We start from the raw sequence: 23,917 nt of genomic DNA on the forward strand, positions 1-23,917 counted from the left end.
CCCACTACCTGACGACCTGGAAAGGGCTCTCGCTGCTGTGGTCGTAATCCACCAGTTGGCCGTAGTCGAGCCGGTAGATGCGGTCGGCCACGTCGAAGTAGCGGTCATCGTGACTGATGGCGATGATCGTCTTGCCAGCCGCCTGCAGTTCCGGCAGCAGTTCGTGATAGAAGACGTGGCGGAACACCGGGTCCTGGTCCGCCGCCCATTCGTCGAGCAGCAGCACTTCGCGCCCTTCCATCATCAGCAACAGCAGGGCCAGACGCTTGCGCTGCCCCTGGGACAGCGCCGTGGTGGACAGGCTCCCTTCCACGAACTGCACCTTGTGCGCCAGCCCCAGGCGTTGCAGGTAGTGCTCGACCCGCTCTTCCAGCCCATCGAGCTGGCCGTTCTCCCCCAGCACATCGGCGAACAGATAGAAGTCGGCGAAGATCGCCGCGAAATGCTCGCGGTGCCATTCGCTGTGCGCGGCATCCAGCGTCACGCCATTGAGCGTGACCGTCCCTTCGCTGGGCTGGTAGAGCCCGGTCAGCAGCTTGGCCAGGGTCGACTTGCCACTGCCATTGCCGCCGACGATAAAGATCAGCTCACCACGACGAATATGCAGATCGATAGGGCCCAAGTGGAAGGCAAACTCGTCGTTCTGCCCAGGGTAGCGGTATTGCACCTTGCTCAGGCGCAACTCACGGAAAGGCTCGGATGCCTTGGGCGGCAGGGTGAAGTGCACGGTCTCGCCCAGCGCCAGGTCATCAATGGCCTGCAAGGCCACATGGCCGCGGATCACCGCCGGCACGGCATCGAGGATCATCGAGATCGGCGTGCGCAGGAACATGATCGCCAGCACGTAGCCCACCACCACCTGCTGGCTCAGCATCCCAAGGCCCTGGCCGAGGAAGAACAGCGTGCCGATCAGCAGGAACACCAGCAGCGAGGTCCAGTTCAGGTTGATCGCCCACAGGGTATCGGCGCGTACCGAGGCCTGCAGAGAATCGCGGGCGATAGGCTCCAGGCGCTGGTTGTACAGCAGTTGCCGACGTTCCCGACTCAAGGCCAGTTCGCAACGACCGTGAATGGTGGCCTCGAACTGCTCGGTCAGGCGGTCATCCTGTTGCCGCACCTGCTGCATCAGGCGCTTGACCTTGCGCCCGAGCAGCACGTCGAGCGCCACGCCGAAGGCGATCACCACCAGGGTCAGGGCGAAGAACGGCAGGCTCAGCCAGGCCATGTACGCCAGGCCAGCCAGCAGCAACAGGCCGTTGTACAGAGAGACCGGCAGTTGCTTGAAGGCCGTGGCCACGGTGGTCACGTCCTTGGTCAGGGCGTTGTAGATGCGCGGGCTGCCCAGCCGCTCGATGCGCTCCAGGGCGGTGCCGAGCACCTTGCCCACCAGGCGCAGGCGCAACTGATAGACCAGGCGATGGCCGATCTGCACCAGCAGCCACTGGGCCAGGGTGCCGCTGACGAACAACAGCAACAGCAGGCCGGCGAACAGCGCCAGCGCCTGGCTCAGGTCATCCAGCCCCTGCTCCAGACTGCGGTTGATATAGCCGATCAGGCCGATGCTGCAGGCCGCACTCAAGGCACTGCACAGCACCGCCAGGAAAATGCGCCAGCGCGCGTCAATCAGCAGTTCCTTCAATAACATCATCAGCTCGACACCTTCTCGGCTTGGTGTTGCGGCGCAATGCTCGGCGCCAGCAAGGACAACAGATCCGCACTCAGGCGCGGTTCGGCAAGGATCGCATGATGGCCGACATCCAGGCTCAGTTCATGCAGCGTCTTGCGCGTATGTGCCTGCCAGGGTGTACGCAGATCACGGTGGGCATTGCTGCGCCACAACCAGATGGGCACCTCGACCACCGGCAAGGCCTGTTCGTACAGGCGTGTCTTGATCGTCCGGTAGCGCACCATCGCTGCCTGCAACTCGGCCTCAGCGCCCTCCCACTGCAGATGCTCGCGCACTTCGGCGTCGGCCAGCAGGCGGGTCACCCCCTCGGCATAATCGCAAGCGACCAGTTGCCTGGCCAGACGCTCACGCAACCTGTCGCCAAGCGGCCGCGCACGGCTGCCGCAGAGGAACACCAGGTCGGCGAGCAACTGGCCACCCTCGTCGCCGTCGCCAGCAAGGCTGCGCTGCGGGTCATGATCCACTACTGCCAGGGCCTCGATGCTGAAGCCGGCTGACTGCAGGTGCGCAATCAACAGCAGCGCCAGACGCGAAGCCAGGCACCAGCCCAGCACCACCAGCGGCCGCTGCTTGAGCGACTCGGGAATGCTCTGCACATAGCGTTGCAGCAGCGCGTCCAGATCCTTGCTTTGCCAACCCTCTTCAAATGCCGCCAGGCCATAAACGGCCTGGTTTTCGCCCAGTTGCGCCAGCAACGGTCGGTAGTCTTTCAGGTGACCATCCGCGCCATGTACCAGGAGCAAGGCCGGCGCATCTCCGGGCACATCGCTCAGCACCTGCCAGCCCTCGCTGCTCACGCCCTGATCGAGGCTATGCACCAGTTCGCGCACGGTCTGCCGCTCGAACAGCAGATTGGTTGGCGGGTTGAGCCCCAGTTGCTCGCGAATCAGCGCCACCACCTTGATCGCCGCCAGGGAATGCCCACCCATGGCGAAGAAGTTGTCGGTCACGCCGAGATCCTCGACACCCAGCACGCGGCACCAGATTTCCAGCACAGCGCTCTCCAGCTCACCGACCGGGGCCACGCGCGCGCCCTGCATACGCTGCCGGGCACGCTCCAGCAGCGCCTGACGATCGAGCTTGCCATTGCTGTTCAGCGGCAGGGCTTTGAGGGCGAAGATGCCGGCGGGCAGCATGTAGTCCGGCAGTTGTTGGGCCAGGTCGTCGCGCAGCAGGTTGGCTGCACGGCCCTGCCCCTCTTCCTCCACGACGAAGGCCAGCAGGCGTTCGCCATCGAGCAGCACCGCCGCCTGTTGCACACCCGGCAGGCCGCGCAAGGCCTGCTCGACCTCCGCCAGTTCCAGGCGGAAACCGCGAATCTTCACCTGCTGATCGTTGCGCCCGAGAATGCGCAAGGCGCCATCGGCCTGACGCAACGCCAGGTCTCCGGTGCGATACAGGCGCGCGCCGGACAGCGGGTCTTGACCGAATGCCGAACTACCGACATTGCCCAGATAACCACGACCGACACTGGCACCGGCCACGCACAGCTCACCCGCCTGCCCGCAAGGCACGGGGCGCTGCTGGTCGTCGAGCAGGAAGATGCGGTTGTTGCCAAGCACCTGATTCAGGGCCGTGCCGCTACTCCCCTGCTCGCTGTCGATGGCGCGCCAGAGCACGCCCACCGTGGTTTCGCTCGGCCCGTAGTGGTTGTACAGGCGGCAGCCAGCGCCAGCCTGTGCCAGCCGCGCCAGCAGACTCTCGCCCACCGCTTCGCCGCCAAGCACCAGCACCTGACGCGGCAGCACACCCTCCAGCGGATGCTCGCCGATCAAGGCCTCGAGGTGCGACGGAACGATCTTCAGCACATCCAGCGGATGTTCGCGCAGCTCCTCGGCGAAGGCCTGTGCATCGGTAACGCTGGCCTGGCTCAGCAGGTGCACGCAGCCGCCCTGCAACCAGGCCGGGTAGAGCACGGTATTGCCCAGGTCGGCGAGTAGCGACGACACCAGCCCGTAATGCGCGCCAGCCGGCAGATCCAGGGCATGGATGATCTGGCTCGAATAATGGCGCAGTTGCCCCTGTTCGATCTGCACACCTTTTGGCTTGCCGCTGGTGCCCGAGGTGTAGAGCACATAGGCCAGGTGCTGCGGCGCGCTGGCCACAGGCGCAGGCAGTGGCGCTGCACTGCTGGCCTGCGACCAGGCCAGGCTGGGCACCTCACTCGGGTTCGCCTGCTCATCCAGATGCAACAGCAGCGCTGGCTTGGCATCGTCGAGAATGCTGGCCAGGCGCAACGGTGGCAGCGCCGAATCCAGCGGCAGATAGGCCGCACCGGCCTTGAAGCAGGCGAGCATGGCAGCCAGCATCTGTGCGCTGCGCGGCAGCAGCAGCACCACTACCTGATCCGGGCCAACGCCAGCCTGATGCAGGCTGCCGGCTACCCGATCGCTCAGCTCGTCCAGCTCGGCGTAAGACAGCACCTGTCGGCCATCGCGCAGCGCCGGGCTGTGCGGCTGGTTGCGCGCATGGGTGCGGAATCGCTCGACGATATCGACATCCGCTGGCAACTCCGCGGCAGTCGCAGCCGGCTGCGCCTCCTCCGCCAGCAAGGCATCCAGGCTATCCAGCGGCGCTTGCGGCGCCTGCAACAGTTGGCCGACCCAGTGCACGTAGCGGCGCAGCAACAGCTGCATCTGCTCACGGCGATACAACCCGCTGTCGTACACCAGGGCCAACTGGCCCTGGCCGGATTCATCCAGCAGCCAGTGCAGCTGCAGCTCCAGCGGTGTGTCGAAGGACAGGGCCTGCAGCGCCTGCACATCGGCCAGATGCTGCACGCGCAGCCCGGCCTGATAGCTGGCGCGCCACTCCGGCAGCAGCTCGGCCTGGCCGAGGTACTCCTGCCAGAGCACGGCGTTTTCCAGTTGCCGCGCCAGTTGCCGCGCCAGGCTGAGCCAACTGGCGTGCTCGGACAGATGCACCTGCATGGGCAGGGTCTGCTCGAACAGCCCGTAGGCACCCTGCAGTTCCTCGTAGTCGTCACGCGGGTCGTGCTGCAGGCCCAGTTGCGCATGGCGCTGACCGTTGATGCGGCCGAGCAAGGCGCCCCAGGCGGCCAGGACGAGCGGCTCGATAGCCAGCGCCTCGCCCTCGGCCAGTGTCTGCACAGCCGAACGCAATGCAGGGTCGAGCGCCTGCTGCACGCAGCCACGGGCACCGCTGGCCATGCCATAGCGTTCGATCAGGCGCAGCCCCGGCACCTCCTGCAGGGCCAGGTTGCGCCAGAACTGCACGCCCTGCTCGGCGTCCTCGTCCAGTTGCAGGCCGGCGATCCACTCGGCGTAATCACTGTACTGCATCGGCTCGTCATCACCCGCAACGCCCTGTCCCAACAGCTCGCGCCGCAGTTGCTCGAAGCTGCGCAGATCCAGCGAGTAGGCCGGCAGTGCCAGCCATAGCTGTTGATCACACCACCAGGCCAACAGGTCAGGCTGCTGGGCCTGGCAATGCGCCCAAGCCTCGCGCTGCCAGGTGGCTGTATCCATGCCTGCCGCAGCCTGGCGCCAGTCCAGACGCAACTCGCCCGGCTCGGTCACGCGCTGGCGCAAGCCTGTGGCACCGAGCGGGCGCTGGTAGCGCAGACGCAGCGCCGCATGGCGATTGAGCAGATCACGCAGGCGCTGCTCGACGCGCTCAGGAACAATGCCTGCAAGGGCCATCCGCACCCAGCGATACCCCTGCGGGTTGGTCTCGGCCAGTTGTTTCTGGGCCGGTGTCAGGGTCTGGCCAAGATCCATCATGGTGTCATCTCCAAAGCGTTTTCCGCGGCCATGGCCGGTGCGGCCGCAACCTGATCGCGGCGGTAGATATCGCCCATGGCGACGACGATGCGCCGCTCGCCCTCGAAGGGGTCGCGGGCATGGGCGGCGAGCATGTTGTCGAGCATCACCACATCGCCGCGCTGCCAGTCGAAGCGCACCGCACAACGCTCGTAGGCGGCGTTGATCGCCTCGATGGCGGCCTCTTCCAGTTCGCTGCCATCGCCGTAGAACACCTGCCGAGGCAGCACGCTGTCGCGCCCCTTGAGGAATTGCTCACGGATATCGGCATCGAGAAACGCCGGGTGGTAGAGCTGGATCTGGTTGAAGAAGCTGGCCTCGCCGGTCAGCGGGTGAAGGATCACCGCCGGGCAGACCTGACGCGTGTGCAATTCGTTGGCGCCGCGCCACTCGAACTCGATGCCACCCTCGCGGCAGATGCGCTCGGCCTCGGCACGCTCCTCGGTCTGGAAGAAGTGCTGCCAGCTAACGTCCAGGCTGGCGCTGAAATTGCGCACGTACATCAGTTGCTTGCGGCGCAACTTGTCCTGCAGCCAGCTCGGCAGCTCGTGGTAAACCTCACGGCTGTCGACGATGGGCGTGGCCCCGCCGCTGGCAGCCGGCGTCTCGCAATAGAACCACTGGCGGCGCGGCCAGCGATGCTGGTGGGCGCTCTCGTTGTGGAACATGATCATACGGTCTTTCGGGTACGGCGTGGACTTGTAGATCTTCTTGCCGCCCTCCTTCTTAGGCAGATCGCCGTACTGGCCGTACAGCTCCGGGCACAGCGTCTGACAGAACTGCTCGAAGTCCGCCGGGGTGGGCAGATCGAAACCACGGAAGAGAATCCCGCCGTGCTCACGCAACCAACCCTCCACCCTCTCGCGATTGGCTTCGGCCCAAACCGCAGGCGCCAGTTCACGATCACGCAACTGCACCAGCAGTGGGAAGTTGGAGCCCGCGCGCAGTGGCCGGGTTTCAATAGGAGCGGCAGCCACAGCCGGGCCGCTCTGGCGCATCTTGCCGAGTTTACTCATCTTGCGTTGCAGCGGATTGTCCGTAGCGGTGGACATGGCAGCGGCTCCCTTGAAAGGCAGAGGTAAGGCGTCGATAGGGCTGTCCGGTGCAGTCAGTGCGGCCTCGAGCAGTGCCAGGAAGCTGTCACGCAGGCACTCGATGGTGGCCGCGCGGAACAGGCTGGTGCGATACACCCAGCGCAGGCTGAGGGCATCGCCGTCGGCACTGGCGAACAGCGCCATATCGAACTTGGAGTGTTGTTGTTCACCCGTCAGCGACGTCACTTCGAGACTGCCCAGACGCCGCGCCTGACGTGGTGTGTTGTCCAGCACGAAGAGCGTCTGCAACAGCGGATGCTGATTGGCCACGCGCGGCAGATCGAGGCATTCGACCACCTGCTCGAACGGCGTGTCCTGCCAGGCGAAGGCATCCAGGCAGACATCGCGTACCAGTGCCGCCTGCTCACGGAAACTCAGCTCCGGTTGCACGCGGATGCGCAACGCCAACAGGTTGACGAAAAAGCCGATCAGCGCCTCGGTGGCCGGGTGCTCGCGGTTGGCCACGTCGGTGCCGATCACCAGATCACGGCCCTGGGTTTCCCGTTGCAGCACGGCGGCATAAACCGTCAGCAACAGCATGAACAGCGACACGCCGCTGTCGCGCTGCAAGACCTCAAGACGCGCCAGCGTCGCCGCCGGCAACTGGAAATCCAGCGCCGCCCCTGCGCTGACATCAGCCTCGGCGCGCGGGAAGTCGAACGGCAATGGCACCTGGCTTGGAATACCGGCCAAGGTCTGCTGCCAGAACTGCTGACCCTGGCGCTGACGCGCGCGCAGCGCGGGTGAAGCCTGCCAGGCGGCATAGTCGACGTACTGGATTTCCAGCGCCTGCTCGACCGGAGCCTGGCCCTGGCTATACGCCTCGTAGCCATCGACCAGCTCACTGATCAGTACCGAGCCAGACCAGCCATCGGAAGCGATATGGTGCAGCACCAGCTGCAGCACATACTCTTGCTCGCCCAAGCGATACAGCACTGCCCGCAGCGAAACCTCACTGCTCAGGTCGAACGGTCGCGTGGCCAGCTCATGGGCGGCCTGCGTCCACTGTGCTGCGCTGACGATCACCTCCTGCAAGGTCAGCGTCGACTGCGCATGGATGCGCTGACGCGCCTCCCCCTGCTGCTGGTGATAGGTAGTGCGCAGAATCGCGTGGCGCCGCACCACGCGCTGCAAGGCCCGCTGCAATGCCTCGACATCGAGCTGGCCAAGCAGGCGCACGTTGCTGCTCATGTTGAAGCTGCTGTCGTCCGGCTGCAGGTGCTGCATCAGCCAGACCCGTTGCTGTGCCGGCGACAGCGGCTGGTCGAGTTGCTGGTCGACCCGCGCGATGTTCAATGTGGCCGGGTCGATGGCGGCGGCCTGGGTCTCAAGGCGCGCCGCCAGCTCCGTCAGCACGGGCGTCTCGAACAACCAACGCAGCGGCACCTCGAAGCCCTGCTCGCGCAGCCGCGCGCGCACCTGCGCAGCCATCAGCGAGTGCCCGCCGAGCTGGAAGAAATGCCCACCGAGCGGCACCTGCTCAAGCTGCAGCACCTGCGCCCAGATCTCGCTCAGCAACGCCTCGCTGGCGCTCATTGGCCGCTGTGCGCTGTCTGCCGTGCGGGGCGCGTCACTCATCTGCGGCAACTGCTTGCGATCCACCTTGCCGTTGCTGTTGAGCGGCAAGGTGTCCAGCGCTTGCAGATGGGTTGGCAGCATATACACCGGCAGGCGTGCTTGCAGATGCTCGCGCAGCGCGTCGGCACTCGGCTCTGCGCCAGACTGTGCGACCCAAAACGCAGCCAGGTGCTCGCCCTGCACCGCCACCACCGCCTGGGCGACATCAGGGTAGCTGAGCAGCGCCGCCTCGATCTCGCCCAACTCAATACGGAAGCCACGCAGCTTGATCTGATCATCGCTGCGGCCCAGGTAGTACAACTGGCCATCAGCCTGCCAGCGTGCCAGATCACCGGTGCGGTACAGACGCCCGCCTGTGCCGAACGGGTCGGCGATAAAGCGTTCGGCGCTCAGCGCCGGTTGCTCGGCATAACCACGGGCCAGCCCTTCGCCTGCGATATACAGCTCGCCGGCACGGCCCGGCGGAACCTCACAGAGAAACTCGTCGAGCACATGGCAGCGCGTGTTGAGCAGCGGCCTACCAATCGGCACCACCGACTGAGTCAGCTCAGTCACTGGCGTTTGGGTCGACCAGACGCTGGTTTCGGTCGGCCCGTAGACGTTGATCAGGCAGCGCACCAGTGGTTTCAGTGCACTGGCCATTTCCGCTGCCAGTGCCTCGCCACCAGCCAAAGCGACACGCCCGGCCAGCACCTGGCGATCGCCCTGAAGCAGCATGGCCCAGGTCGCCGGGGTGGCCTGGATCAGATCCACCGCCTTCTCACGGATCAGTTGCGCCAACAGCAGCGGGTCCTGGCGTTGCTCGTCATCGGCCAGCACCACGCTGGCCCCGCGTACCAGTGGCAGACACAGCTCCAGGCCGCTGATATCGAAGGTCACGGTGGTCAGCGCCAGATAGCGCTGCACGCCGTCCAGCGGCAAGGCGCGCTCCATCGCCAAAAGGAAGTTGGCGAAGTTACCCCGGCTGATCTGCACGCCCTTGGGCTGCCCTGTGGAGCCGGAGGTGTAGAGGGTATAGGCCAGTTGTTGCAAATGCCTCGGCAGCGCCGGGGCATCGACCGGCTGCGCCGACAAGGCCAGGTCCTGCCAGCGCTGACAACGCAGCCCAGCCGGGAAATGCTCATCCTCGCGCTCGCACAGCAGCAGATGCGGCCGTGCCCGCTGCACGATGGCGGCCTGGCGCGCAGGCGGATGGCTGGGGTCGAGCGGCAGGTACTGCGCCCCGGCCTTCTGGATGCCCAGCAGGCAGAGCAGCAGGCGTTCGTCGCGCGGCAGGCAGAAGGCAACAGTCGATTCTGCCGTTACACCCTGGCTCAGCAGCCAATGCGCAAGCTGGTTGGCCTGCGCCTGCAACTGCCCATAGCTCAGTTGCCGGTCACGGCAGAACAGCGCGGTGCGCTCGGGATGCACGGCGGCCTGCACCTCGAAGCGGGTCACGAAATCCGCCTCGACATCCAGCTCGGCAGCGTCGCCCGCGCTATGCAGGCGTTGCACCGAGGGCAGTGGCAGCGCCAGCAGCGGCTGCTGCAGATCCAGATGCACCAGGCTGGCCAGCACGCCCAGGTAGTCGTCCACCAGGCACTGGATGCGCGCCGGCTCGAACAGCGCGGTGGCGTATTCGACGATCAGTTGGCTGCTGGCCTCATCGCCACGGCCCTGGCTGAACAGGTTGAAAGTCAGGTCGAACTTGGCGCTGATCGCCCCCTGCGGCAATGCCAGCGGCGCCACGCTGACGCCCGGCAGTTGCAGATTGCGCTCCCCCAGGTGATCGACCTGGTAATTGAACAGGGTCTGGAACAAGGGCGTGCGGTCGAGGCTGCGCTCCACCTGGAGCACCTCGAGCAGGCGCTCGAACGGCAGTTGCTCGTGGGTGCGGTCATCGGCCAGGCGCTGGCCCAGGCGCTGCAGGAAATGCTCCAGGCTTTGCAGCTCGTCGAGCTGCACGCGGTAGGCCAGGGTGTTGACGAACAGACCGACGAGCGCCTGGCTGTCCGCCGCCTCGCGCCCGGACACCGGCAGGCCGATCGCGAAATCGCGGCGCCCGGAGTGTTTCCACAACAGCAGTTGCTGCGCGGCGAAATACAGCACGAACGGGGTCACCCCAAGCTGCCTGGCGCGAGCCGCGAGTGCCGAGGTCAGCGCACCCGGCAACGGGAACTGCTCACGGGCACCGGCATAGGCTTGCAGGGCTGGACGCGAGCTTTCGCTGAGAACCAGAGGCTCATCGCTCAAGCCCTGCAGGCGCTGCTGCCAGTAATTCAGCAGTGCCTGGCCGGCATCGCCCTCCAGCGCCTGGCGCTGCGCTTCGATCACCTGCAGCAGGCCGCTTTTGGGAGCGGACTGACGGCCCTCGTAGAGCGCGGCCAGATCCTGCACCAGCAGGCCCATGGACCAGCCGTCCACGGCGATATGGTGGGCGTTGAACAGCAGACGGTAGTCGTCTTCCGCAAACTGGAACAGATCGATGGCCACCAGCGGCCCCTGGGCCAGGTCGAAGACCCGCTGCGCAGCCTGGGCGATCATCGCCTCGCGCACCTCGGCCGACGATGCGCGCAGATCGTGCAGGGCAAAGCTGGCCTCGGGCGCATCGACCAGGCGTTGACGCACCTGCCCGTTGTCCTCAAAGAAACGGCAACGCAGGGCTTCGTGACGTTCGATCAGGCCCAGGTAGGCGCTGCGCAGGCGTGGCACGTCCAGCTCGCCGTGCAAGGCCAGCAGTTGCGTGACGTTGTAGGCGGTCGCCTCAGGTTCGAGCTGCTGCATGAACCACAGCCGCTCCTGGGCATGGGACAGACGCGCCACGCTGCTGACCGGCGCGGGCGGCGCCGCTGCCGGTTCAGGTGCTGGTTCCAGCGCAGCCGCCAGTTGTCGTGGCGTGGGGTTTTCCAGCAACTGGCGCGGCATCAGGCGCAGGTCGGCCTGACGCAGCCGAGCGATCAGTTGCAGGCTGAGGAACGAATCACCGCCCGCAGCGAAGAAGTCGTCGTCCAGCCCCAGTTGCGGCTGGCCGAGCAGTTCGCGGAAGGCCGCCAGGATGCTGGCCAGGCGCGGCTGCGCGCGGCAATCGGCGCTCGCCGCCATGGCCGCTAAAGTTGATTGGGTAAGCACGTCGCGCGGTTGCAGCCGCAGCCCTTCGCGCGCGGCCAGGCCGATCAGTTGCAGGCTGAGGATCGAGTCGCCGCCGAGGGCGAAGAAATCGTCCTGGCGGGTGACCGAGGCGCAGCCAAGCACCTGGCACCACAAGCGGGCCAGCAATTGCTCGCTGGCGCTCTGCGGCGCCTGCCCGCCCTCGCCTACCGCCACAGTCGTTTCAGGCTCGGGCAAGGCGCGGCGATCCAGCTTGCCGTTGGCGGTCAACGGCAAGGCCTCCAGGCTCGACCAGTACGCCGGTTGCAGCGGTTCGGGCAGTTGCGCCCTGACCTGTGCCTGGAGGGCGCTCAGCTCGTCCGGGGTCAGGCGCGGCGCAACATAGGCCACCAGTTGCAGACGGCCCTGGATCTCGCGTGCCAGCACGGCGGCTTCGCGCACCAGCGACTGTCGGCTCAGCCAGGCGCTGACCTCGCCGGGTTCGACGCGGAAACCGCGAATCTTCACCTGATCGTCCTGGCGCCCGAGGAACGCCAGACGCCCATGGTGATCCAGGCGCACCCGATCACCGCTGCGGTAGAAACGCCGCCCTGCCTCCTCGATAAAGGCAGCGGCCGTGGCCTCGGGCTGGCCGAGATAGCCCAGCGCCACCTGCGGGCCGCCGATCAGCAACTCGCCCGCCACGCCGCGCGGCACTGACTGGCCCGCCGCATCGACGATACGCAGCTCGGCACCGGCCAATGGCTGGCCCAGCGGCAGGTAAACGCCCTGCCCGGCCTCCGTCACCTCGCCACAGACTACGCCGACCGTGGTTTCCGACGGGCCATAGTGGTTGAACACACGCAGCTCTGGCGCCAGTTCGCGGATACGGGCGAACAGCGCCGCATCGAAGCCTTCACCGCCGAGGATCAACAGCCGACGCGGCAGTACCCGCCGGGCATCGTCCAACGCCAGCAGGCCGCGCAGGTGCGAGCGGGCGATCTTCAGGCAGTCGACGGGATGCTGCGCCAGGAAATCGGCCCAACCCGGTGGATCGAAGGCCAGCGCGGCATCCGGCAGGATCAGCGGATCACCGCTGTGCAGCGCGGCGAATACGCAGGTCAGGCCCAGGTCGGCAGCCACCGTGGCCAAGGTCGCCCAACGGCTACCGGCGCTGGCTTGCAAACGCTGGCTGACGGCGGCGGCGTAGTGCGCCAGGTTGGCATGGCTGACCAGCACGCCCTTGGGCTGGCCGGTGGAGCCCGAGGTGTAGATCAGGTAGGCAGCCTGCTCGCACTGGCTAAGGCTGGCCACCGGCTGCTGCGGGGCGGGCGCGGCAAGATCGGCGGCGCTCAGTTGCAGACGTGCGACCGCACTGTTCAGCGCCGGCACCTCGGCCAGGGTCAGCAGCAGGCTCGCCGCGCTGCTCTCCAGCAGTTGCTGCAAACGCTGCACGGGCTGCGCCGGGTCGAGAAACAGGCAGGTAGCGCCACGTTGCCAGCAGGCCAGCATGGCCAGTACCTGCTCGGCGCTGCGCGGCATGCACAGGGCCACCACCTGACCCGGACCGACGCCCTGTTCGGCGAGACGCAGCGCCAGGGCCTGCACGGCATTGGCCAGCTCGCCATAGGCCAGCGACTGCTGGGCATCGCACAGGGCGGGCGCCTGCGGCGTGCACGCGGCCCACTGCTGCACCTGGCGATCCAGCGGCTCGGGGCTGGCGTCCAGCGCAGGGCCCTGCAGTTCGCTGCGCGGCGAGGTCAGGCGCAGTGCCGACAGGCGCTGCTCGGGATTGTTTGAAGCGTCCTGCAGGATGACCTGCAGATCGTCGAGCAGTTGCTCGATGGTGGCCGCCTCGAACAGCTCGTCGCTGTATTCCAGCTCGCAGCGCAGGCGCTGGTCGGCGCAACGCACCAGCCGCAGGGTAAGGTCGAAACGGGCATGGCGCTGCGGCGGGTCGAGCACTTCGACGCTCACGCCCGGCAGGCTCAGGGTGCGGCTTTCCGGCAATTCGACCTGAACGAACATGGCCTGGAACAACGGGCTGGAGCGCGGTCGGTCGAGCGCTTCGAGCACCTTCTCGAAAGGCAGGGTCTGCTGGTCGAACGCGGCTGCCACGCTGTCGCGGGTGCGCAGCAAAGCACTGCGAAAGTCCGGGTCATCCTCCAGACGTTGACGCAGCACCAGAGTGTTGAGCAGCGGCCCGATCAACGGCGCCAGCTCGGGGCGATCGCGCTGTGCCACCGAGGTGCCCAGACACAGGTCGCGTTCGCCGCTGTAGCGCGCCAGCAGGCAGGCGAAGGCCGTCAGGCCGAAGATGTACAGGGTCACGCCCTGCTCGCGGATGGCCGCATCCACCTGCGCCGACAACGCAGCCGGCAGTTCGCGCACCATTACCGCGCCGCTATGGCGGCGCTGGTTGGCCGGCGGGCGCGGATGATCATAGGGCAAGGCCAACGGGCCGGGCGCATCGGCCAACTGGCTACGCCAGTAATCGAGCTGCTGGCGGCAGGCGTCGCTGGCCAGCCACTCGTGCTCCCAGGCCGCGTAGTCGGCGTACTGGATGTCGAGCGGCGGCAACTGGGGCGGCTCACCCAGGCTCAGGGCGCGGTAGCCCTCGGCCAGTTCGCGGGTCAGTTGCTGGGCCGACCAGGCGTCGTAGGCGACGTGATGGATGGTGAAGAACAGCAAGGTGCTGCCCTGCTCGGCATCGCTGAACACGCGCCAGCGCCAGGGCACCTCGCGGCTCAGGTCGAAGGGCTCGGCCAGTTGCCGGGCGTACTCGTCGGCGCACCATTGCTGCGGGTCGGCAAGCGCTTCGTGGGGCAGCGGCTCGACCGCCGGCATGCCCGCCGTCCAGGGTTCGCAGTGCGCCTGCAAGCGGCCCTGGGCATCGGCCAGGTAGCGGGTCCGCAGGATGGCGTGGCGCTCCACCAGTTGCTGCATGGCCTGCTGCAGGCAGGCCAGATCCAGACGGCCATCGAAGCGCAGCACCGAGCAGAGGTTGTACAACGCACGGCTGCTCAGGGCCTCAGCCGAGAGAAAGCGCAGTTGCGCATGGGCCAGCGGCAGCTCTGCCCCCTCCGCGCCAGCAGCCGGGACGATGGGCAGGCGCCAGCTATCGATGCCCTTCTCGGCCAGACGCTGACGGAATAGCTGCTTCTTGTCCGCCGGCAGCGAGGCCAGGCGCTGGGCGATCTCAACGAAGGCCTGTTGGTTGGTCGCATTCATCTTCAGTCTTCCATCTCTGCCAGCAAACGCTGCATCTCATCCAGTGCCTGGTCGGTCGAAGGCCGCTGCGGGTTTTCGATCTGTTCGGCCAGGCCGGCAATGGTCGGGTTATGGAACAGGCTGCGCAGCTCGACCTTGACGCCGAAGCGGCTCTCCACCCGGGTCATCAGGCGCATCGCCAGCAGCGAATGCCCCCCCAGCTCGAAGAAGCTGCTGAGCACGCCGACCTGCGGCAGCTCGAGCAACTCCTGCCACAGCTCGGCCAGCTCGCGCTCCAGCGCCGTGCGTGGCGCCACGCCTTGCTCGGCCTGCGCTTGCGGCGCCGGCAGAGCCTTGCGGTCGATCTTGCCGTTGGCATTGAGAGCGAAACGCGCTAGCTGGATAAAGCCGGTCGGCACCATGTAAGCCGGCAGCAGGCTTTCCAGATGACGGCGCAGCGCCGCCTCGTCCACCGGGCTCTCGGCCTGCAGCCAGGCAAACAGGCTGTGGCTGCGTGCATCAAGCATGACCACTGCCTCTTCCACACCGGGGTAACGGCGCAGCAGCGATTCGATCTCCCCCGGTTCAATGCGGAAACCGCGCACCTTGACCTGGAAATCGGCGCGGCCGACATAGGCCAGGCGCCCATCGCTACGCCGGCGCACCAGATCACCGGTGCGGTACATGCGGCTGCCGGGCTCGCGCGCGAACGGATCGGGCAAGTAGGCTGCGGCGGTAATAGTCGGCGCACGCTGGTAGCCACGGGTCACCCCGCTGCCGGAGATATACAGCTCGCCGGTGCTGCCCAGCGGCACCGGCCGCAGGCATTCGTCGAGCACGTAGCAACGAGTGTTGAGCAGTGGCAGGCCGATATCGGCGACACCGGCCGGCACCTCGCGCAGTGCCTGGGTGGTCGACCAGACGGTGGTTTCCGTCGGGCCGTAGGCGTTGATCAGCCTTACCCCCTTGGCCTGCAGCACCTTGACCAGCTCGGCCGGCACCGCTTCACCGCCGATCAGGCCGCGCAGGGCCGGCCAGTCGTCACGCCCGGTTTCCAGCAGGATCTGCCAACCGGCCGGGGTGGCCTGGAACACCGTGGCGCGGCGCAGCAGCTCGAACAGGCGGTGGCCATCGATCACCTGCTCGCGGCGTGCCAGGAGGATGGCCGCACCCTTGAGCAGCGGCAGGAACAGCTCCGGCTTGCACATATCGAAGGCGTAGGTGGTGCTGGCCAGCCAGACGTCCTCGGCGCTCAGCGGCAACTGGCGGTCAAGGCCGGCGAGCAGGTTGCTCAGGTTGCCACGGGTGACCTGCACACCCTTGGGCGTGCCGGTGGAGCCCGAGGTGTAGATCACGTAGGCGCGCTGCTGCGGTGCCACTGGCAGTGCCAGGTCGTGTATCGGCTGCAGCTCCAGAGGCAGGCGCTCGACGAGCGTGCTGTCGACAGCGACGAGCACCTCGGCGCAAGCCTGCTCGCTGAGCACCAGGGCTGGCCGCGCATGCTCGATGGTGAAGCGCAGGCGTTCGCCCGGTTGCTGCGGATCCAGCGGCAGATAGGCCGCGCCCGCCTTGTGAATCGCCAGCAAGCAGGGCAGCAGCCAGGGGCCACGGCTCAGGCACAGCGCGACCAGATCGTCGCAACCGACCCCCTGGGCGCGCAGCCAGTGGGCCAGGCGGTTGCTCAGGGCATTGAGCTGGGCATAGCTGTAGCGTTGTTCCTGACAATCCACCGCCAGTGCGTCCGGGGTCAGCGCGACCTGGCGCTCGAAGCGGGCGATCAGATCCTCGGTTTCGCTCAGGGAGTGCGCCGGCAGGTTCCACGGGCGGCGGGTCAGGGCGTGATCGGCATTGGCCAGGTCGATGTCCCATAGCCGCGCCTCGGGTCGCGCCAGCATGCCGTCGAGCAGATGACGGTACTCGTCGGCATAACGCTGCATGGTGCTGGCGACGAACAGCTCGGTGTTGTACTCCAGCACGCAGTGCCAGGCGCTGCCGTGCTGCTCGATATGCAGGCCGATGTCCACCAGGGCGCTGTCGCTCTCGACATCCAGGCGCTGCGCTGGCAGGCCGGCGAAGCCCTGGCCGACCGCAGCCACGTCGTCGCGCTGGATCAGGTTGAACAGCGCCTGGAACAGCGGCGTATGGCTCAGATCGCGACGTACCTGCAAGGCCTCCACCAGCCGCTCGAAGGGCACGTCGCCGTGCTGCTGCGCGGCCAGATGGGTGGCTTGCAAGGCCTGCCAGAACGACGCCACCGATTGCAGCGGGTCGATCTGGCTGCGCAGCACCTGGGTGCTGGCGAAGTAGCCGATAAGGTTGTCGGTGTGCGCCTGCTGACGCTGCGCCACCGGCAGGCCGATCCACAGTTCGCGCTGCCCGGAATGCCTGGCCAGCAGCACCTTCCACGCCGCCAGCAGCGGCGCGAAGGCGGTCAGGCCATGGCGCTGCGCGGTGCTGCGCAGGCGCTCGACCAACTCGACCGGCAGCTCGAAACGCAAGCGCCGCCCGTGGTAGCCCTGCTCGGCAGGACGCGGCAGGTCGGTGGGCAGATCCAGCACCGGCGGCTCGCCGGCCAGGGTCTGCCGCCAGTAGTCCAGTTGCGCGTCGATGCGTGCCTGCCCGGCAGGGCTCTGCCAACTGGCGGCGACATCGCTGAATTGCAGTGGCAGCGGCGTCAAGTCCGCCTGAGTGCCGTTCAGCTCAGCCTGGTAGAGGCATTGCAGCTCGTCGAAGAAGATCTCCAGCGAACGGGCGTCGGCGATGATGTGGTGCAAGGTGGCCTGCAGCACGCTCTGCCCTTCGCCCTGGTACAGGCGCACGCGCCATAGCGGCGTCGCGCTCAGGTCGAAGGCGCGCTGCGCCTCCTCGCTCAGGGTGCGGGCGAAGGCCGGCGCATGCACATCCTGCGGCAAGGATGCGACGCTGAGCAGCGGGCCGAGCAACGGCACGACCTGCTGCCGTGCGCCGGCTTCCGTCTCGCTGAACACAGTGCGCAGGCTGTGCTGGCGCTGCACCAGTTGCGCCAGGGCGCGTTCCAGTGCGTCGGCTTGCAGGTTGCCGTGCAGGTGCATGGCCAGGGACAGGTGGTAGGCCTGGGTATCGCCCTGCAAGCGGTCGAGGAACCACAGCCGCTGCTGGGTGAAATGCAGCGGCGCCGGCGCCTCGCCAAATGGCCGCAGGATGCTTTCGTCTGCGCCCTCGGCAGTGGCCAGGCTGGCCGCCAGCTCGCCCAGGGTCGGGCACTCGAACACGCTGCGCAGCGGCAGTTGCCGCCCATGGCGCTCGGCGATGCGCGCCACCAGCCGTGCCGCCAGCAGCGAATGGCCACCGAGGGCGAAGAAGTTGTCGTCTGCGCCCACCGCGTTGCAACCGAGCAGTTCGCACCAGAGTTCGGCCAGTTGCGCCTCCCAGGGCTGGCTCAGTTCGCCGTCGCGCTGACCTTCATGCTGCGTGGGTGCCGGCAGCGCCTTGCGCTCGACCTTGCCGCTGGGGCTCAGCGGCAGCGTGTCGAGGCGCACGAACTGGCTCGGCAGCATGTAATCCGGCAGGTGCTGCGCCAGTTGCGCGCGCAGCGCGGCATCAGTCAGTTCCTCTGCCGCCTGGGTGACCGAGTAGTAGGCCACCAGGCGTGCACTGTCGCCGCTGCCAAGCAGCACCACGGCTGCTTCACGCACCCCGGCGACGCGCGCCAGCAGCGCCTCGATCTCGCCCAGCTCGATACGGAAGCCGCGCAGCTTGACCTGGAAGTCCAGGCGCCCCTGGTAGTCGAGGCTGCCATTGGCATTGCGCCGCACGCGGTCGCCGGTGCGGTACATACGCGCGCCTGGCACGAAGGGATCGGGCAGGAAACTCGCCGCGCTCAGCGCAGGCGCGGCGAAATAGCCACGGCCCAGGTTGGCACCGGCCAGGTACAGCTCGCCGGAAACGCCCGGCGCTACGGGTTGCAGATCGGCGTCCAACACATAGGCGGCTGTGTTCACCACAGGCCGACCAATCGGCACCTCCACCCCGCCGCTCTCGTCTTGACGCGCCTCGAAGGTACTGTAGACGCTGGCCTCGGTCGGCCCGTAGCCATTGATCACCCGCGCGCCACGCTGCTCCATGGCTTCGGCCAGCGCGGTTGGCAGCGCCTCGCCACCGGAAATGGCGCGCACGCCCTGCCAACTGCGCTGGGTATGCGCCACCAGCATGCGCCAGGTGGCCGGCGTGGCCTGCATCACCGTCGGCTGGCCGGCCTCGATCAGGCGGTCGAGGGCTTGCGGATCACGGGCCTGCTCACGGTCGGCGAGCAGGATGCTGGCCCCGCGAGCGAGCGGCAGCAGCAGCTCGACGATGGCGATATCGAAGGTCGCGGTGGTCAGCGCCAGCACCCTGTCCTGCGCCGTCAACGGCAGCACCTGCTGCACGCCGAGCATGAGGTTCATCAGGTTGCCACGGGCGATGGCCACGCCCTTGGGCTGGCCGGTGGAACCCGAGGTGTAGAGCACGTAGGCGAGCTGGCCGGGATGCACGCTCGGCGCACGGTATGGCTCGCTGCTGCTCAGCGCATCGATATCCAGCAGTTCGACAGCACTGCCCCACTCGGCCAGTTCCGCCAGGGCCTCGGCATTGCTCAGGCACAGACGTGGCTGCGCGTGGGCGAGGATATAGCGGCCGCGCTCGGCCGGGGTATCCTCGGCCAGCGGCACGTAGGCGGCGCCCGTCTTGAGAATGGCCAGCATGGCCATAGGCAGGCGCGCATCGCGCGGCAGACGCAGGGCCACACGATCCTCGACGCCGACACCACGGGCCTGCAAGGCGGCGGCCAGGCGTTCGGCCGCCTGATTCAGTTCGCCGTAGCTCAGGCGCCGTTCACCGGCCTGCACGGCGATAGCTTCGGGCTGCTCGGCGACCTGCCGGGCGAAAGCCTGCAGGATGTCTTCCCGGCCCTGCACAGGCTCGCCGTGCAAGCGGGCCAGCGCGCGCTGCTCGGGCTGCCAGGCGAGTTCACCGAGTACCTGCTGCGATTGTTCGAGCACGGCATCGAGCAGCGCCAGGTATTGCTCGAGCATCGCCTGGGCGGTCTGCTCGCGGAACAGCTCGCTGCTGTACTGCAGGCTCAGCGCAATGCCGTGCTCGCTGTCGCGCACGTCCAGGTGCAGGTCGCACAGGGCGCTGTCCGGGCGATTGTCGAGGGGCTCGGCGATCAGGTCGGTCAGCTCGAAACGTTCCAGGGCATGGCCCGGGAAGTAGTTGAACATGGCCTGGAACAGCGGGTTGTAGCTGACCTGGCGGGCCACGCCGAGCTGTTCGATCAGGTAGTCGAAGGGCAGATCCTGGTGCGACTGCACCGCCACCGACAGCGCCTGCAAGGCATTCATGTGCTGCAACAGGCTGGTCGTGCCGGAAACCTTCTGGCGATACACCAAGGTGTTGACGAAACAGCCCACCAGCGGCTGCAAGGCCGCGTGATGACGGTTGGCGGCCGGCACCCCGACGAGGATGTCGTGCTCGCCGCTGCGACTGCGCAGCAGCAACTGGAAGGCGCAGAGCATGGGAATGAAATTGCTCCAGCCGTGGCTCGCGCTGAAGGCCCGCAGGCGCGCCGCCAGCTCATCCGGCAGGCGCTGTTCGACGCGCCCGCCGGCCTGGCTGGCGTGGGCCGGACGGGGGAAGTCCGCTGCTAGTTCGAGCACCGGCAACTCGCCAGACAACTGCTCGCGCCAGTAGCCAAGCTCGCTCTGGCAGGCGGCGCTGTCCATCCACTGGCGTTGCCACAGGGCATAGTCGGCGTATTGCATCGGCGTCTCGGCCACCACCGGTTCACGCCCCTGGCGCAACTCGCGGTAATGGGCACAGAGGCCGTCGATGATCAGTTGCAGCGACCAGCCGTCGGCGACGATATGGTGGCAATTGAGCGCCAGCACGTGCGCCTGTGGCCCCAGACGGTACAGACAGGCGCGCAGCAGCGGCGCGCTGTTCAGAGCGAACGGGGTCATCGCGTCCTGACGCAGCAGCTCGTGCAACTGCGCCTCGCTGACTACCTCGATCAGCGGCAGGGCCAGCTCGGCCTTGGCGAGGATGACCTGCGTCGGCTCGCCGCCGTCGCTGACGAAACGAGTACGCAAAACTTCGTGTTGATCGACCAGGGCCTGTAATGCTGCCTGAAGGTCAGCCATATACAGGTCGCCACTCAGGCGCACCGCGCCGGCCAGGTTGTAGGCCGGGCTTTGCGGCTGCAGTTGCTGAAGGAACCACAGCCGCTGCTGGGCGAACGACAGCGGCAGGCTCTGCGGACGCAGCAGGCGCTTCGGCATATTGCCCTCGCCTGTCTCCTGCTGCTCCAGCCACTCGGCCATGGCGGCGATGGTCGGGCGCTCGAAGACTATGCGCAGCGGCAGTTCCTTGCCGCTGAGCTTGCCGATCTGGCCGATCAGTTGCGTGGCCAGCAGCGAATGCCCGCCCAGCTCGAAGAAATGATCCTGGATGCCGACCCGCGCCAGCCCCAGCACGCCTTGCCAGGCTTCGGCCAATTGCACTTCCAGCTCGCTGCGCGGCGCCACGTAGCGCGCCTCGCTCTGCGCGGCGAAGTCGGGCGCCGGCAGCGCCTTGCGGTCGATCTTGCCGTTGGCGTTGAGCGGCATGCGTTCGAGCAGCATGAAGGCGCTGGGCAGCATGTAGGGTGGCAGGTTGGCGGCGACGAACTCGCGCAGCGCTTCGATGGAGGGCTGCGGCTCGGCCACCACGTAAGCCACCAGCACTTTGGCGCGTTGCTGGTCGTCACGGGCCAGCAGCACCGCTTCACGCACGCCGGGGTAACGGGTCATGCAGGCTTCGATCTCGTCCAGCTCGATACGGTGGCCGCGAATCTTCACCTGGTGGTCGGTACGCCCCACATACTCCAGTTCGCCATTGGCTAAAAAGCGCGCCAGATCGCCAGTGCGATACAGGCGGCTGCCGTCGCTGGCGATGGGGTCGGGCAGGAACACCGCCGCCGTACGCGCCGGATCGGCCATATAGCCACGGCCGACTCCCACGCCAGCGACGAAGATCTCACCCACCGCACCGCGCGGCACTGGTTGCAATTCGGCATCCAGCAGATACAGGCGGTTGTTCAGGGTGGCACGGCCAATCGGCACGCTGCTGCGCGCCTGGGGCAGGCGCTCGGTGAGCGGGTGGAAAGCCACGTCATCGGAGCATTCAGCAGGGCCATAGGCGTTCATCAGCGGGATGCTCGGGTAACGCTCAAACCAGCGCCGCGCCAGCGCTGGTGGCAGCGCCTCGCCAGTGGCCAACACCCAGCGCAGCGCGGTGTGCTCCAGGCCCGCATCGAGCAGGCTCTGCATCAGCGACGGCACCGCTTCGAAAATACTCACGCCATGCCGGGCAATGGCCTCGTCCAGGGCCCCGGGGTTCTGCATCACGCAGTCGCCGAGAATCACCGTGCGCGCCCCCAGCACCAGACCGGCCAGGGTCTGCCAGACGGAGATATCGAAGCACTGCGGCGCACTCTGAGCGATCACATCCTGCTCATTGAGGCCCAGGCCCGGCAGCTTGCCAAGGATGTTGTTGAGCATGCCGGCGTGAGCCACCATCGCCCCCTTGGGCGTGCCGGTGGAGCCCGAGGTGAAGATGCAATAGGCCAGCGACAAGCCATGCACGGGGATGTCCAGGTCGGCATCGCTATAGCCGCTCAGGGCCGCCGACTCGTAGCGGATCGCCGCCGGTGGCTGGGCCATCTGCTGCAACGCCTGCTGGGCCAGCTCGCTCTGCTCAACGCCATGGATCAACAGCGGCGAACGGCTCTGGGTGAGCACCTGGGCCAGGCGCTGCGGCGGGTTGCGCGGGTCCAGCGGCAGCCAGCCGGCACCCGCCTTGAGCACGGCGAGGATCATCACCACCAGATCGAGGCCACGCTCGTCGAGCAGCGCCAGCAGGTCGCCGTCCTGCACGCCATTGGCACGCAGATGACGGGCCAGACGGTTGGCCGTGCGATTCAACTGATCGAAGGTCAGGCTGCGCTCGCCATGCACCACGGCAATTCGCTCAGGCGTTAGGCGCACTTGCCGTTGCAGGCGCTCGATATACAGCGGCTGCAACGGTGCCTCGTCCGCCGCCACGTCGCCAGTGGCCCAAGCGTGCTGCTGGGCAATCTCCGTGGCATCGAGCATGGTCAGGCGTTGCAGCGGGGTGTCCACGTCGCTGGCCAGGGCTTCGCCCATATTCAGCAGCAGCGTGCGGAAGTGGCGCAGCATCTGCTCGATTTCATCACGCAGGAACCAGTCGGTCTGGTAGGTCAACTGCAGGTGCAGGCGCTCGCCGGGCACGATCACCACGGTGATCGGGTAGTTGGTGTGGGTACGGTTGGCCATGTCGCTGATCAGGTAGTCCAACTGGCCCTGACGCAGGCTGGCGGAAATCGGCGCGTTCTCGAAGACGAACAGGCTCTGGAACAGATCCTGGCGTTGCACCTCGCTCCAGCTCTGGATCTGCGCCAGCGACACGCTTTCGTGCTCGCGCAGGCTCAGGTTCTCCGCCTGCAGGGCCTTGAGCCAGGCACCGAGGGACTGTTGCGGCTGCCAGTTCCAGCGCAGCGGCAGGCTGTTGATGAACAGCCCGACGATGCTCTCCATGCCCTGCATGTGCACCGGGCGCCCGGCCACGGTGACGCCGAACAGCAGGTCGCGATTGCCGCTGTAACGCCCCAGCAGCAAGGCCCAGGCACCCTGCACCAGGGTGTTGAGGGTGATGCCCAGACGGCTGGAGGCCTGTTGCAGACCCTGGGTCTGCTCGACGCTGAGGTGCTCGACGCAATCCTCCACCGGCTCCGGCGCATCGGTCACACGCCCTAGGTGGCCGAAGCCAAATTGATTGGGCGTGTCGAAACCGGCCAGGCGTTGCTGCCAGAAAGCCTGATGTTCTTCGGGTTTCTGCTGTTCCAACCAGCGAATGAAGTCGCGATACGGACGTGGCTTTGGCAACTCCAGGCGTCGCCCTTCACGCGCGGCGCGGTAGCCGTCGAGGAAGTCCATCATGATGATGGAGAAGCACCAGGCATCCATGAGGATATGGTGGTAGCTGCGCACGAACTGGTAGGTGTCCGGCGCCAGCTTGAACAGGCGCACGCGCATCAGCGGCGCCTGGGTGAAATCCAGCCCCTCGCGCCGCTCCTCGGCCAGCAGATGCTCCAGGCGCGCCTGTTGCTCGGCCTCGTCGATAGCAGACCAGTCCTCGTAGGTGATCGGCAATTCGACCTGTTTGTGCACCACCTGCATCGGCCGCTTCTGCTGCTTCCAGACGAAGGAGGTGCGCAGTAGCTCGTGGCGCTCCACCACCTGTGCCCAGGCCTGGCGGAAGGCATCCAGATCGAGTTGCGGCAGCACCATCACGTGGCGGTACTGCAGCAGGTACATGCCCTTGCCCGGGTGCATCAGGCTGTGGAACAGCAACCCCTGCTGCATGGGCGCCAGTGGGTAGATGGCCTCGATATTGCGGGAAAGTGCCTTGACCTTGTCGTTCAT

General features: G+C 66.9%; 4 protein-coding genes. All 4 read right to left on the minus strand.

Translation table 11 applies throughout. The features are described 5' to 3' along the window. Positions 1 to 4: 4 nt before the first annotated feature. The 4 genes from RTH74_RS21770 to RTH74_RS21785 are packed head-to-tail and all read right to left on the minus strand — an operon-like array spanning position 5 to position 23,917. A complete protein-coding gene (locus RTH74_RS21770) occupies positions 5 to 1,648 on the minus strand; it encodes a cyclic peptide export ABC transporter (protein ID WP_316916026.1) in 1,644 nt (547 codons plus the stop codon). Further along, on the minus strand, positions 1,648 to 5,430 hold the full coding sequence (locus RTH74_RS21775) for an amino acid adenylation domain-containing protein (protein WP_316916027.1): 3,783 nt from the start codon (positions 5,428 to 5,430) through the stop codon (positions 1,648 to 1,650). The genes RTH74_RS21770 and RTH74_RS21775 overlap by 1 nt, the downstream gene beginning before the upstream one ends. Continuing rightward, complete coding sequence (locus RTH74_RS21780) at positions 5,427 to 14,438, minus strand: non-ribosomal peptide synthetase (RefSeq protein WP_316916028.1); 9,012 nt, start codon at positions 14,436 to 14,438, stop codon at positions 5,427 to 5,429. Before RTH74_RS21780 ends, RTH74_RS21775 begins: the two co-directional genes overlap by 4 nt. A gap of 2 nt (positions 14,439 to 14,440) precedes the next feature. After that, positions 14,441 to 23,917 carry a non-ribosomal peptide synthetase gene (locus RTH74_RS21785; RefSeq protein WP_316916029.1) on the minus strand — a complete coding sequence of 3,159 codons (9,477 nt, stop codon included), beginning with the start codon at positions 23,915 to 23,917 and terminating at the stop codon, positions 14,441 to 14,443.

It is taken from the genome of Pseudomonas sp. zfem001 (assembly GCF_032621725.1).
In the GTDB taxonomy this organism is placed as follows: Bacteria; Pseudomonadota; Gammaproteobacteria; order Pseudomonadales; family Pseudomonadaceae; genus Aquipseudomonas; species Aquipseudomonas sediminis.